The following is a 15,159-nucleotide window of genomic DNA, read 5'->3' as shown; positions in this document are numbered from 1 at the left end:
AATACGTAATGCCTGCTGGGAAATGGATTCGGTGCTAAGATAGGTCGAACGTTCTCGTTTCCGCATGGAGAGTCCCTTGAAGAAGCTGTTGTTGATCCTGTTGTTCATTGCCAATCTGGCTCAGGCAGAACGCTCAAGTTTTGATGCCCGATGGAAGTTTCAGCTAGGTGACGTCCCCGGTGCGGAGGCGAGCACTTTCAACGATGCCGATTGGCGTGCGCTCGATATTCCACATGACTGGAGCATCGAAGGCGAGTATCGCAAAGGCAACCCGATGGGCGGAACCGGCGGCTATCTGCCTGCTGGAATTGGCTGGTACCGCAAGACGATCCAGGTTCCCAATGATTGGAAGGGGAAACATGTCGAGATTGCATTTGACGGCGTGTACATGAATAGCACTGTCTGGGCAAACGGGCAAGAGCTCGGCACGCGACCCTACGGCTGGAGCTCATTTGCGTATGACATCAGCAGAGCGGTCGACACCGCCGATTCGATCACCATCGCAGTTCGCGTGGATAACGACAAGCAGCCGTCGGCGCGGTGGTACACGGGCAGCGGTATTTATGCTCACACATGGATCGATGTGAAAGACAAAGTCCACCTTGCTCGCGACGGTGTCTTTGTCCGCACCCAGGCGAATACAGTCAATCTCGATGCGGAAGTTCGCAACACCACGGACGAGACGAGGGCGATGGATGTCAATGTGGCGATCGTCGATCCGTCCGGCAAAACGGTGACGTCGCAAAGAAACTCTGTGATTGTTGCCCCGCACTCGAATCAGTTCTCCCGGTTCGAGCTGATGGCTCCCAACCACCTTCGTTGGGATCTCGATTCACCTCATCTCTACGACGCAGTCGTGACATTAGAAGCGGACGGTCAAACGGTCGATATGAGCTCGACCCGCTTCGGCTTTCGCGACATCGAATGGAGACCTGCAACGGGGATGTGGCTGAATGGAAAGAACGTCAAGCTGCAGGGCGTCTGTAACCATCAGGACGCGGGCGCTCTCGGTGCAGCGGTCCCTGATAAGATCCTGCGGTTTCGCATCGAGCAGCTCAAGGCGATGGGTTGCAACGCCATCCGCACAGCACACCATCCACAGACGCCTGTCTTTTATGACATCTGTGACGAGGTCGGGATGCTGGTCATGGATGAGATTTTCGATGGATGGAAAAAGAAAGCGCAGCATGATTACGGCCGCTATTTCTTCGACCAGTGGTGGCAACGTGATCTGAGCGATTGGATGCAGCGTGATCGCAACCATCCGTCCGTCGTGATCTGGAGCCTGGGCAATGAAACCGGCGGGCCAATCGCCGCCGATCTGGTCGCTCTCTGTCATCAGCTCGATCCCACGCGCCCCGTCACTTCGGGACATTCGGGGTCCCAATGGATGGATGTTTTCGGCGTCAACGGCAGCAGTGAGAAGGTGGGCTGGTTCGAAAACCTAAATTCCGACCGCGTCTTTATCGGGACGGAAAACACGCACACCTGGCAGGTGCGTGGCTACTACCGCACCAATACTTGGTACCGCGACGGTGGGCCGGACGTCAACGAAGCCGTCCACGAGATCCCAGATCTCACAAAAACCGAAGTCTTCACGCACGATTGGATTGACGACGCAGATCGCGGGCACCGAAAACAGGTATTCAATTCCAGCTATGACAACGCAACCGTTCGCACGACCGCTCGCCATAACATTGAGCAATTACGCGACATTCCACAATTTGCTGGCTCGTTTCGCTGGACGGGTCACGACTATATCGGCGAAGCATCCTATGTGCATGGAGGCTGGCCCTTCCGAGCTTTTATGGGAGGTGCGATCGACCTCGCCAACTTTGAAAAGGACCTGTTCTATCTTTATCAGAGCCAGTGGACCGAAACTCCCATGGTCCACATCCTGCCGCACTGGACGCATCCGACCATTCAGGAAGGCACTCCCATTCCGGTGTGGGTCTACTCCAACTGTGCAGAAGTCGAATTATTGGTGGACGGGAAGTCGCTCGGGAAGCAGCGGCCGGGTACACGATGGAATGAAATGCAGTGCGAGTGGATGATTCCGTGGACGCCAGGAGAACTCCGGGCAATAGGCTACCGCGGTGGCAAGAAGGTCGCGCAAACGATGATTCGCACCGCTGATGCTCCGTCAAAGTTTACGCTCTCGGTTGACGGCGAGCCGTTGACCTCCGTGGGAAAAGACATCGTGCAGGTCCGTGTGACGACCACGGATGCCGATGGTGAAACGTATCCCTACGGCGAAAACCGCACCTTTTTCAAGGTAATTGGTCCTGGGCGAATCCGCGCTCTCGACAACGGCAGTCCCGTGGACGTGGAACCGCACCATAAGGCTGACAGCCGTATTGCGTTCTACGGACTGACCCGGGCCTACGTGGAGGCGACCGGTCAGCCAGGCGATATCGCGTTGGTCGCGAGCGGCATCCTCGGTGAGAAGAAACAGATTACATCCAGCGAGGTCAGTATCGAAACACAGGTGCTCGCACTGCGTGGTAACATTCCCAGCCTTGACGTGGAAGTCTTCTACACAACCAACGGTGAAACACCTACTCCAGACTCGACTCCATACACCGATGCATTCTCGGTACCGCTGGGCACGACCGTCAAAGCGCTCGTCATGGTAGACGGCAAACCATTACAGGCCTTGCATGAGCGCTTCGCGGTCGACGAAGGGTTCGTGTGGAATGAGCCGTCCGGTACGACTAGCACGTCTCGTCCCGGGAGTGAACAAGCCGAAGACGCTACCCTCAATGGCGCCAAGATCAAATCGCAGGGCCAAGGATTTCATGGGAAAGGGTTTATCGATTTTGGCCAGTCACGAGGGGGCTATGCGGAATGGTACCAGGAGAATGACGGCGACGTTCGGCAGGCAAAACTGGTGATCCGCTACAGTGGAAAACATCCGAAACAACCGGGGCGGCTTATTCAGCTGTCGGTGAACGACCAAGTTGTGAAGGAGCGACTGCTGCTGCCCAACGCGGCGAACTGGGGGCGTGACTGGAGAACCGTCGATGTTCCGATTCGTCTTCAACGCGGTGCGAATACCATTCGTCTCACGACTGTCGAGAACGGCGGAATGTACATCGATGAAATATCGATTGATTGACGGAGCATCACGCAGTGGTTCGAACTGGCATGCATCCCGCATTGTTTCTCCATGCTTCATGGACGCCGCCAAACATGACGTTATAACATTGGTGCGTAAGGATTGTCCGCGATGCTGGATTGAATGCGTCGACCGCAGTTGGGCGATGGCAGTTTCGAGAATTCCCGAGTGATCTAACCTTGGAAGTGCGGACACTCTTGACGCGTTCAGCTACCAGATTATCGTCGAACCACGTCGCTGGCTCCTCCCCACCCAGAATCAACATTGAGCAAACCTGTGGATCAAAGTCTTGCGGAACGGGCATACGAATACATTCGAGAGAAGCTCGCCAGCGGAGAGTTTCCGCCGGGCAAGCAGTTGGTCAATCGAACTCTCGCACAAGCAATCGGGGTGAGCGTGATTCCCGTGCGTGAGGCGATCAATCGGCTGTCGAGCGAGGGTTTGGTGGATCACGTTCCTGGCGCCGGTGCTTACGTTCGCAGAGCGAATCGTCAGGACCTAAACAATCTCTATGTTTTGCGAGATGCGCTCGAAAGCTGCGCCGCGGCTGAGGCTGCACAGTACATTACCGCCGATCAGCTCGAAGAACTCGAGTCGATTCTTGATCGGGCCAGACAGACCTCTGATCAGATTACGCGGCAATCCAAAGGTCACAGCAGCAAACGCCAGTTGGATCGCTGGATGGATGACGAGCAGCAGTTCCATGAACTGTTGATCGAGGCGTCACGCAATCCGCTGCTGGCCAAAGTGGTGAACGACAATCGGGCGATTGGCACGGTGTTCGAAGCTCAACGAAACGATCCACGATTGTTGACCGCTGAGGTTGCGCAGCAGACGTGCGAGTCGAAGGCACAGTTGCTGCAAGCACTGCGAGACGGCGACCCCAAACGGGCACAACAACTGATGAGTGACCAAATTCAACGCGGCCGCAAAACCGTCATTGGTTTTCTTAGCCAGCAGGGCCGAGACCGGATTTGACCTGGTGGGCTCGGCATCGAGCATTTGACGCCATCCGGTGTCCGCCCCACTCTCCCAAGCGACGGAAGCCTGGCTTGTACGTCACGATAACTATGCGGACGGGCGTATTATTACGCGTTCGTGCGTTGCTTTGGGCCGGACAGAGGTGAAATCGAAATTCCTCAGACTTTTCTATTTGCACATCCTCACCGATGTTATATCATGTGATAACACAGCCTAGCTCATGCCTACTCTCAGGAGATTCGCAATGCGATCGAGCACACAAACGTTGGTCATTTTTTCCCTGTGCCTGTTCACCGTGGGGTGTGGCGGTCGCGAGGTGCAGTCCCCGCAGGCGGGTGAATTGGAGAGATATCTCCAGGAGAATCCGGAGGCGGCAGCACGGGGTGGCCAGAAAGAGCCGGAGGGCCTCAGTGGACCAGCAGAGCTCCCCGGAACGGGCAGCCGATAACACGTAAAAGAAGTCACTCGTAACGTATTTACTGATTTGCAAAGGTGTCCTATGAACGTCCGACGAAATCGCGGTTTTACTCTGGTCGAGTTGCTAGTGGTGATCGCCATCATTGGTGTGCTGGTGGGCTTACTGCTTCCCGCAGTACAAGCTGCCCGTGAAGCGGCCCGACGAATGAGTTGCAGCAATAACTTCAAGCAGATCGGACTTGCGTTCCAAAACTACCATTCCGCCTTTGACCAACTCCCCGCGCAGGCCGGTGGAACCAAACGAAACCCTGGGGCCAGTTGGGACTCGACTTACACACCGACCGCCAGTGGTGGAGGATCCAATCTGAATCAGCTCAGTGCGTTGGTTGGCATCACACCCTTTATCGAGCAACAGGCACTTTGGCAACAGATCAGCACGCCCTATCGAATTGCGTCCGGAAGTCTTTATGCACCCTTGGGGCCGAGTCCCTGGATGCTGCTGGCGGACCACACCGTCCAAGGTGAGTACACACCCTGGTTAACCAGCATTCCCTCGTACCGATGTCCCAGCGACCCCGGTGAGGGGCTGCCAGCACAGGGTCGGACGAACTACGGCGTCTGTCTCGGCGACTCGCTGTACTACCAGTACAATGGGATCACCGATCAATATGGACAGCGTGCATCCTCCGCTGCCAGCGCCATGAGTACGCAGCGCGGTATGTTCGCACATGGCCTGCTCAATCCAAAGTTCCGTGATGTTCTAGACGGGCTTTCCAATACAATCATGGCTGGCGAGTTCAACACGGACTTAGGTGATCGCCATGTGACCACTCAACCAAGAGCTGGTGTTACGGGGCATCATCTAGACCCTAAAAAAGCCTACGAGCAAACCGATCCTTTGCGGCCTCAGTTTTGGGATCCTGCTGCTCGGGTCAATGGAAGCGAAGAAGAGATGCGAGGCTTTAAATGGTCTTATGGGCTCGCCGTCTTCTCCGGCATGACGACGATCCTGCCCCCCAACGCTCCGATTGTCTATGACACGTCGCTCACTGACATCTTCCGATGGGGTATCTTTTCGCCTAGCAGCCGACATCAAGGTGGTTGCCACGTCCTGATGGGCGACGGTGCGATCAAGTTCATCACCGACTCTATCGAGTCTGGTGGAGGAGGTATGGTGTCGCACAATGGTACCGCCGGTACGCTGCCGCCTGGATCGGCGAGTCCGTACGGAGTTTGGGGGGCGTTGGGAACGAAGGCTGGTCGCGAAATTGTTAGCCTGGATTTCTAGGTCCACAGATTTTGCTCAGCCAAGTCTTCGGTCGGCCGAGAGCACGCAAGCTCGCGCCAACTGAAGATAGGCCTGCTGTAGAATACGCCCCAATCCTAGATACTTGCACTCGATCCTGTGAGCCAAGACATGACGTTCTACCATGCTTTTCTGCCCCGCGTGATCGGGATCTCTCTCTGCGTCCTCAGTACGCTCCATGACGTCTCCTTTGCTAGGGAGTCCGGAATTGCCGAGGAGCGTTCGTCCTCGACCGCATCCACCAGCTTTGAAGATGCGAAACCGGGCCGATTCGAGCAGCTCAACACCGAGGTCGGCAAGTGGACATCGCAGGCCGGAGTCGCCATCGTTGATGCCAAGCATGCCAGCACCGGTCAGCAATGCCTGCACCTGACCGGCGATGAAACGTCTGTTGTCACGCTGCATCTCGACGATGCGGTGGACACCTCCGGAGTGCTTTCGTTCAGGGCAGAGCGCTGGACGAGTCGCCCGCCCTTCTCGTTTCGCATCGAGCAGAACTCCGGGGATGGTTGGCAGGAAATCTACGAGGGTGACGCCAGCGTTCGCGTAGGCCGAGCGTTTCTCAGCCAAGTCACCGTGCCGCTCAATGACGATAAGATTGAGCGGCTCCGCATTACTTGCAAAAGTCCTCCAAATGCTGGGATCTTGATCGATGATATTCTCATCGGACCCGCCGAACGACAACAGATTGCCAGTGTCGAGGTGGTGCCCTGTTCGCTGCCAGCACTCGTCGGTGCCGAAACCTGTCCACTGGCAAAGCTGAAGATAATGGCAACCGGAGTCGTGGATCCAATCTCTCTGACGGAAATACGAGCTCGGCTCGAAGGCATCGAACAAATCCAAACACTGCAGGTTGCCGACGGCGCCCCCGTTTCCACGGCAGAGCACGTCAAGCCTGCCATCAAAGCACTCCAAGTGTCACAGGAACTGAAGGCAGGCGAAAACATTGTCTGGCTTCGTTGCCAGCTCAAACCGGACGCTAACATCGATCTGCGAGTCGGCGCAGCCATTGAACAAGTCACCTTTTCAAACGGGCAAACGATTGAGCTAGAAGCGCCAGTTTCGAGCCAGCGGATGGGGATCGCATTGCGACAACGCGGAGATGACGGCGCCCACACTTATCGCATCCCAGGACTTGCCACCACGAACAGAGGCACATTAATCGCAGTTTATGATATTCGCAGACGGCGCGGCAGTGATCTCCCGGGAGACATTGATGTTGGCATGTCGCGTTCAGTCGATGGAGGTCGTACATGGGAGCCCATGAAAGCCATTATGGACATGGGCGACAACCCCGACTGGAAATACGACGGCATTGGCGACCCAGCGGTGCTAGTAGATCGCAGCACGAATAGCATTTGGGTGGCGGGGTTATGGAGTCATGGCGATCGAGGATGGCATGGCTCTGGACCAGGGCTCACTCCCGAGGAGACAGGGCAATTGATATTGGTCCGCAGTGACGACGAAGGTGTCACTTGGTCAGAGCCAATCAACATCACCGATCAGGTGAAACATCCAGACTGGAGCCTCCTCCTGCAAGGACCTGGCAAAGGCATCACGATGCAAGATGGTACGATCGTATTCGCCGCCCAGTACCAGGACCATCCTCGTCAGCAGCGACTTCCGCGTTCAACGATCATTTACTCCAAGGACCACGGGTCAACTTGGCAAACAGGCACGGGCGCCTTCGATGACACTACGGAGGCTCAGGTCATCGAGACGGAACCAGGCGTGTTGATGCTGAACTGTCGGTATAACCGTGCGTCGTCGCGTGTTGTGATGACGACCCGCGACATGGGAAAAACCTGGCAACAGCACCCCTCGTCCGAAATCTCATTAATCGAACCTGGTGCGTGCATGGCCAGCCTCATTGGTGCCGACCAAGAAGCTGGCAGCGATCTTGGAGGATGGGTGCTGTTCTCCAATCCCGATAGTCTGCACGGTCGCAACCATATGACGATCAAGGCCTCCTCCGATGGCGGTAGGACGTGGCCGAAGCAACATCGACTTCTCCTCGACGAAGATAATGGGGCCGGGTACTCGTGCATGTCCATGATCGATGACCACACCGTCGGAATCCTGTACGAAGGCAGTCAGGCTCACCTGACGTTCCAACGGATTCCACTCATTGAAATCCTCGATGGTTCGCACAACAGCGACTTGGAGCACGTGGATGCCAGCGAGCCGACGGCCGCCAGTTCGACAAACCTGGAACTTCCTCAAGTGTTTGGCAGTCACATGGTGCTGCAGGCGGAGGCACCGTTGCCGGTATGGGGTAAGGCCTTGGCGAACAGCAACGTCACCGTGACCCTTGGCGATGACGCCCTCACCACGACGGCAGGCGACGATGGTCAATGGCAGGTCCGTTTTGCGTCTCAGAAGGCGTCGCATGTTCCTACCACACTTGCCGTTCAATCGGGCGATGAGCAGGTTTCCTTTCAGGATGTACTCATTGGGGAAGTCTGGGTGTGCGCCGGACAGTCGAATATGGAGTGGCGGTTGGATCAGTCGAACAGTGGCCAAAGCGAACTGGATATGCTCGCCGGTCAAGCTAACGATAGCCTACGTCTGCTCGACCTGACCGACGGACCGCGCGGCCTACCCCAGAACTATTTGCCTGCCGATCTCTCGCGACTGGCACCCAATACATTCATTGACGGGCAGTGGGCGGTCGCGTCGGTCAACGCAGCCCGCAAGTTCTCTGCTGTTGCCTGGTACTTTGGTAGGTATCTACAACGTCAACTCAAGGTGCCGGTTGGTTTGATCTGCCCTGCGGTCGGCGGCTCTCCGGCAGAATCATGGATACCTCTGGAAGCGATGGAGCGGGATGTTGAATTGAATAACCTTGTCGCTGGAAATTGGCTTCATAGCGAAGTGCTCGGCGAGTTCTGCCCCCTGCGAGGCAAACAGAACCTGTTGGCAGCAATCCAATCAGGTGCGCGTGTTCCCGGGGATCAGCTCGGCCCCAACCACCCCTTCAAGCCTGGTTTTCTATGGTCTGCGGGAATTGAACCACTGATCCCTTACGCGATTCGAGGGGCAATTTGGTATCAGGGTGAATCAAACGCCGAAACACCGGAGCGGGTACGTCAACACGAGAAACTATTCCCTGTTTTAATCCGCGAGTGGCGCCAGCACTGGAATCAAGGTGACTTCCCGTTCCTGTTCGTCCAACTGCCGGCAATCGACCGACCTGACTGGCCACTCTTTCGCGATGGACAACGTCGATCTCTGGACCGAATCAACAACATCGGCATGGCGGTTACGATTGACACCGGGCACCCGACCGATGTTCATCCGAAGCTGAAAAAGCCGGTAGGCGAACGGCTCGCAAGGCTGGCACTGGGCACGACTTACTTATCAAATATACATGAGACCTATTCGGGGCCGCTCTTTGAGCGTGCAGAGCGCAGAGGAAACACGATGATCGTCTCATTCAAGCAATCCGGAAAGGATCTGACTTCATCGGATGGCGATGCTCTCCGCTACTTCGAAGTGTGCGGCCAGGACGGTATCTTCCATCCTGCAGTCGCCACGCCCTGCAGCTACGCTACAATTTCCGTCTCCAGCCCCAAGGTCACTCGGCCGATCCATGTTCGATATGCATGGCTACCGTATCTTGATCCCCCCGTCAATCTCGTCAACAGCGAAGGATTGCCTGCATCGCCATTCTCCACCCAGGACAATTGATCGGCGTCGTAGGGGCTCCCAAGCGGAATCGTTCGCTGGCGGTTTCCGCATGGATATTGCAAGAATCCATTCCAATGACGTGGCGTTGGTCAGCGATAGCGTTTCCAGCCAGAGATTTGCGACCCGACTATCGGAAGAGCCCACAGCACAACCGTCGTCGCTGAACTGCAGGAATACCGAACCAAATCCTGCACGCGGCTTGGCTTTTTAATTGCAGCACCTCGACATGTTCCAGAACGCAGGAATAGCACCTGCACCTCTCAGCAACGAGGGTCCCTGATCTCACCGACAAGCAAGACGCAGACTGTATATTGAGACGCGAGACCTTCCTGAAATTCGAGCGTCCCTTCGACATCCCCTTGGAGACCACAATGATCACCCAGAAAACTTTAGCCGTGTGCCTGGCACTTTGCTGTGGCATAGCATGCGGACAGGAGACGAGTGTACCGCTCGATCCTGTCACGGTTTTTCGTAGCGGTAGCGACGGGTATAAAGTATTCCGTATTCCGGCCATCGTTACCGCCGCTAATGGCGATCTGTTGGCATTCTGCGAAGCTCGGCAAGGAGGTGATGCAAGCGAGATTGATCTTGTACTGAAACGATCGAGTGATCAGGGCAAGACATGGGGCGGGATTGAAATAGTGCAGCCGAGCGATGCCTTTCGTAGCTTCTACAAGGATCCGTCACGCGAGATCAGTGTGGGCAATCCGACGCCCGTGGTTGACCATCTCGATCCTGAGCATGCGGGTCGTATCTGGCTGCCGTTCACAGTCGAGAACGATCGCGTGTTCGTAACCTACAGCGATGATCATGGCAATACTTGGGCGGAACGAGTTGAGGTGACCGACACTGTCAAAAAGCCGGAATGGGGATGGTACGCACCGGGGCCGGTTCACGCGATCCAATTGCAACGCGGGTTGAACAAAGGCCGTTTGGTCGTTCCCTGCGACCATCGCCTCGGTGACGATGGGGCGGACAAAGGTGCCAACGGTGCGCATGCGATTCTGAGCGACGACCACGGCAAGTCCTGGCGAATCGGAGCAGTTGATGACACCTACGAAGATGATCTGCATGCGAACGAGACGGCAGTTGTGGAACTGAACGACGGTCGACTGTACTTCAACACCCGAGACCAAAACGGAGCAGCTCGGGGCTCACGTGGCGAAGCGTTCAGCAGCGACGCAGGCGCGTCGTTCGACCCCTCGTCGGTCTCGGCGTACCAGTTTTTCCAGCCTTCACCGGAGATTCTCGATCCGCCTGTCGTCCAATGTTCATTGTTGCGCGCCGCGTCAACGCTCAACGGTGACGCACACGATTTAATTCTGTTCTCAGGTCCTGACGAGAACGGTCCCAGCGGTAAGGGACGGAGTGATTTACGGGTTCGATTCTCAACCGATGAGACCAGCACATGGCAGGATGGTCCGCTGATATATGCTGGGCCTGCCGCCTATAGCGACATGGTTCGACTCGATGCAATTCGATACGGGGTGCTGTTTGAAGCGGGACAACGCAGTCCGTACGAATCGATCGTCTTTGTGGTCGTGACACAGTCACAGCTGATGACAAACGAACGCGCTCACGACGCACAGCAGCCATGAAGCGGCACTCGCTCTTGATCGCCCCAATTTGCTTCCTCTTCGCGACGCTGGCGGGTGTGCAGACGCAGGGTGACGACCGGCCCGCAATCCTACTGATCGTCGCCCACCATCTCGGCTTTTCGGACCTCGGTTGCCTTGGAGGCGAAGCCCGCACTCCATCGCTGAATGCTCTGGCAGATCATGGCCTGAAATACTCGCAGTTCGACAACTTTTTTGGTACACGTTCGGGTCATGGTTCCAAGGCCGATCTTCATGAAGTGACCCGGCATAGGAAGCCGTTTTAAGTCGATGATGTTTCTTCCTACGCAAACGCTATCACGTACCACGCAGTATCCGTACCGCAAAATGGCAACCGGAAGTTTACGGCATGAACGCAATGCAGGCATGAAACTGAAATCACCAAGAGCAGGCTGCCAGCCTGCAACATTCATAAACCACAGGCTGGCAACCTGTATTACCAACGAATTGAGAATCCTATGAAGCTGAATGGTCTGATTGCGGCAACCTACACACCGCTGGATCCGCACGGAGACTTGAACCTCAGCGCGATCGGTCCGATGGTTGAAGACCTGTTGCGCAATGGCATCACCGGATTATACGTCTGCGGCAGCACTGGCGAGGGCATGTCATTGACGAGTGAGGAACGGCGGAAGGTTGCCGAAGCATACGTAGAGGCGACCGCCGGTCGAGTCCCCGTTATTGTGCAAGTTGGTCACAACAGTGTGCACGAAGCGCGGCAACTCGCCAGCCATGCACAGGCAGTCGGTGCAGACGTGATCTCGGCTACGTGCCCGTCCTACTTCAAAGTGTCCAGCGTGGCGGCATTGGTGGACTGCATGGCGGAGTTGGCCAGCGGCGCTCCCGACCTGCCATTCTATTACTACCACATTCCTGCATTGACCGGTTCGACGATTGAGATGGCCGATTTCTTGCAGAGAGGCGGTGACCAGATTCCCAACTTAGTCGGTCTGAAATACACCGACACCAAACTCTTCGAATTTCAGCATTGCATGGAATTGGAGGGAGGCCGCTTCGATGTCGTCTGGGGATGCGACGAAATGCTGTTGGGCGCATTGGCAACCGGTGCCCGTGCCGGTATCGGCAGCACCTACAACATCGCGGCTCCGTTGTATCTCCAAATCATGGCCGCGTTCGAAGCTGGGGATTTTGCCCAGGCTCGAAAAGGGCAGTCTCTTTCAATCGAGATGATTCGGACGATTGGGCGCTACCCGTTTCACCCCGCCATGAAAGCCATCCTTGAAATGCAGGGGTTCCATGTCGGTGGTTGTCGATTGCCGCAGGGCCGGCTTTCCCCATCCCAGTCCGACTCCCTGCGTTCTGAGTTGAGCGCCATTGGAATGGACTTCGGACACGCCGCCAGCCTGTCGCTGAACCCTTAATCGCAGCCGACGACGCACGGAAATGTGTGGCCCTCAAGACGATAGAGAATATGAAACGATTTCTACCGATCCTGCTCATCGTGGCAGCCTTCACGACATCCGCACTCGCAACGGCAGAGGACTTGTTGTCATGGAGTGAATTGCCCCCCATGCCCGACAAGCTGGGCTTGGCGGGGCCGTATGTAGGAATTCACAACGATACCATGATCGTCGCTGGAGGTGCGAACTTTCCCAAGCCTATCTGGGAGAGCGAAAAGGTCTGGCATGACCGCATTTACGTGATGACTAAAGACGGTGACGACTATGCCTGGAAAGACGGCGGAACTCTCCATCGTACAATCGCATATGGGGCGTCAGTCTCTACCAGCGAAGGCGTGGTATGCATCGGTGGAAACAATGCCGAAGAGACATTTGACGACGTGTTCTTGCTGAGCTGGGATCCGGCATCCGAACAGATCACGAGGAGAGAATATCCGTCGCTTCCCAAACCGTGCGCATTCACTGCCGCAACAATCATCGGCGAGGTAATCTATCTTGCTGGAGGGCAAAGTGGCCAGTCGCTAGACACCGCCATGACAAACTTCTGGTCGCTGGATCTGTCCGCGCAGACAGCGACTGAGGAATTCGTTTGGAAAGAGTTGCCAGCTTGGCCCGGACCTCCGCGAGCATTGAACCTGACCGTCAGTCAGCACAATGGATATGACGATTGCGTGTACGTCATCAGCGGGCGGCGACAGAATGGGCCAGCGGAAGATCAAACCAGCTTTGAATTTCTCCGCGATGTGTGGGAGTTCAATCCAAGCACCGGTGTGTGGCGGCAACGAAGCGACGCACCTCGATGTTGGATGGCCGGCACCAGCATCAAATACGGCCAGAGTCATGTGCTCGTGCTCGGCGGATCGACGGGGGATCTATTCTTCCAAAGCAACGAACTGCAGGATGACCATCCAGGCTTCGGCCATGATTCAGCAGCCTACCACACCATCACCGATACCTGGGTTTCCGCGGGAGTGAATCCCGTCACCCAGGTGACGACAACTGCGGTTCAATGGGGCCATGATATCATCGTGCCGACTGGCGAGATTCGCCCCCGAACGCGAACGCCGAACGTCTATCGCGTTGCCGTCAATCGCGCCAGCCACGACTTTGGCGTCGTCAATTACGTTGTCCTCTTCGTGTACCTAACGTCGATGGTTGGCGTCGGCGTATACTTTGCTAGAAAGAGCAAGAACACCGACGACTTTTTTCGCGGCGGTAGCAATATTCCATGGTGGGCTGCTGGTTGCAGCATCTTTGCCACGATGCTGAGCTCGCTAACCTTCACCGGTATTCCATCGAAGTCTTACGCGCAGGACTGGGTGTATTCGATTGGCAACTTCACGATTCCAGTAGTCGCCATTGTTGCGGTGTACGTCGCTATGCCGTTCTTCCGCCGGATCGATGCCACGAGTGCGTATGAATATCTGGAGAAGCGATTCAGTCGTCCAGTACGACTATTCGGAAGTGCCAGCTTCACGCTCTTTCACCTCTTTCGCATGGCGGTTGTCATGTCGCTGACTGGATTAGCGATGGCGGTCGCAACCCCCTTGAGTCCTGCGCAGTCCGTGTTGCTGATGGGCGTGCTCAGCATCCTTTACTGTACGATGGGTGGCGTCGAAGCAGTGATCTGGACGGATACCATCCAGACGGTCGTACTGTTCGGTGGGGCGATGCTGGCGATCTTTCTTTTGGTGACGGGAACAGAGGGTGGTGTAAGCGGTTTTCTGACTGCAGCAGAGGATGCCAATAAATTTCGAATCGCCAACTTGCACCTCAGCCCGACAAACGCCCAGATCGCACTGTGGGTGATTATTGTTGGAGCGATCGGACAGAACCTGTCTTCGTACACTGCCGACCAAGCTGTCGTGCAGCGTTACATGACAACCGCCGATCAGAATCTGGCAGCCCGCTCGATCTGGACGAATGCCGCGCTGACGATTCCGGCGACACTGCTGTTTTTCGGCATCGGCACGGCACTATTCGCGTACTATCAATCCAATCCCGGCCGGTTGGACCCGACGATTTCGACGGATCAAGTATTTCCCTATTTCATCGCTCGCGAAATGCCCATAGGTTTGGCCGGGCTGGTCGTCGCGGGTGTGTTTGCAGCAGCCCAGTCGACTGTTTCGACCAGCATGAACTCCACCGCGACGGCTTTGGTGACTGACTTCCTGCGACCATTCCATATTTGTAAGTCCAAGCATGGCTACCTCAATGCCGCTCGCGGACTGACCTTCGTGATGGGAGTGATTGGGACGCTACTGGGACTCGTGTTTGTCAACCCGGACATCAAATCGTTATTCGACACCTTTCTGGTCGTGATCGGCTTGTTCATGGGTGTGCTCGGTGGGCTGTTCGTGCTAGGTGGTACAACAATCCGAGCCAATTCCACCGGAGCAATGACGGGAGCGTTGGTCGGGGCCGCGGTGATGTTTAGCCTGTGGAAATTCACTGCAGTTAACGGCTACCTGTATACGACATGCGGAATCACAACATGCTTGGTCGTCGGTTACTTCACGAGTCTCATCTCACAGCAGCCCACTGGTGACCTCAGTGGGCTGACCATTCATACATTACCGAAAGCGTGACGCAGTCTGCCAGTTGGAAGAC

At 56.0% G+C, this 15,159-nt stretch carries 9 protein-coding genes; 8 read left to right on the top strand and 1 reads right to left on the bottom strand.

Annotated features, from left to right (window positions below; translation table 11 throughout):
• Positions 1-76 precede the first annotated feature (76 nt).
• The 6 genes from Poly21_RS04325 (at position 77) to Poly21_RS04300 (ending at position 11,110) form a co-directional block, all read left to right on the top strand.
• Entirely contained in the window at positions 77-3,118 is a 3,042-nt protein-coding gene (locus tag Poly21_RS04325; protein ID WP_302117521.1) for a glycoside hydrolase family 2 TIM barrel-domain containing protein, read from the top strand.
• Positions 3,119-3,382: 264 nt separating this feature from the next.
• A complete protein-coding gene (locus Poly21_RS04320) occupies positions 3,383-4,096 on the top strand; it encodes a GntR family transcriptional regulator (RefSeq protein WP_302117520.1) in 714 nt (237 codons plus the stop codon).
• A gap of 247 nt (positions 4,097-4,343) precedes the next feature.
• Positions 4,344-4,547 (top strand): hypothetical protein, encoded by a 204-nt coding sequence (locus Poly21_RS04315; RefSeq protein WP_146405737.1) that lies wholly within the window; start codon positions 4,344-4,346, stop codon positions 4,545-4,547.
• Between the two features lie 51 nt (positions 4,548-4,598).
• Complete coding sequence (locus tag Poly21_RS04310) at positions 4,599-5,804, top strand: DUF1559 domain-containing protein (protein WP_146405736.1); 1,206 nt, start codon at positions 4,599-4,601, stop codon at positions 5,802-5,804.
• 129 nt (positions 5,805-5,933) lie between these two features.
• On the top strand, positions 5,934-9,512 hold the full coding sequence (locus Poly21_RS04305; protein ID WP_146405735.1) for an exo-alpha-sialidase: 3,579 nt from the start codon (positions 5,934-5,936) through the stop codon (positions 9,510-9,512).
• 371 nt (positions 9,513-9,883) lie between these two features.
• Entirely contained in the window at positions 9,884-11,110 is a 1,227-nt protein-coding gene (locus Poly21_RS04300) for a sialidase family protein (RefSeq protein WP_146405734.1), read from the top strand.
• 89 nt (positions 11,111-11,199) lie between these two features.
• On the opposite strand, the gene Poly21_RS27015 is transcribed toward Poly21_RS04300, so the two are convergent.
• The gene (locus Poly21_RS27015) at positions 11,200-11,343 is read right to left on the bottom strand and encodes a hypothetical protein (RefSeq protein ID WP_302117514.1); all 144 of its coding nucleotides are present in this window, start codon (positions 11,341-11,343) and stop codon (positions 11,200-11,202) included.
• A 243-nt stretch (positions 11,344-11,586) separates the two neighbouring features.
• On the opposite strand from Poly21_RS27015, the gene Poly21_RS04290 reads away from it, so the two are divergent.
• Both Poly21_RS04290 and Poly21_RS04285 read left to right on the top strand, forming a co-directional pair.
• Positions 11,587-12,510: a dihydrodipicolinate synthase family protein gene (locus Poly21_RS04290; RefSeq protein ID WP_146405732.1), complete on the top strand. Its 924-nt coding sequence runs from the start codon at positions 11,587-11,589 to the stop codon at positions 12,508-12,510.
• 50 nt (positions 12,511-12,560) lie between these two features.
• Positions 12,561-15,137, top strand: a complete 2,577-nt coding sequence (locus Poly21_RS04285) for a sodium:solute symporter family protein (protein ID WP_146405731.1) — start codon at positions 12,561-12,563, stop codon at positions 15,135-15,137.
• The last annotated feature ends 22 nt before the right edge of the window (positions 15,138-15,159 follow it).

The organism is Allorhodopirellula heiligendammensis (assembly GCF_007860105.1).
In the GTDB taxonomy this organism is placed as follows: Bacteria; Planctomycetota; Planctomycetia; order Pirellulales; family Pirellulaceae; genus Rhodopirellula; species Rhodopirellula heiligendammensis.
The sequence above is the reverse complement of the archived record's forward strand: the minus strand, read 5'-3'. Positions and strand labels throughout refer to the sequence as shown.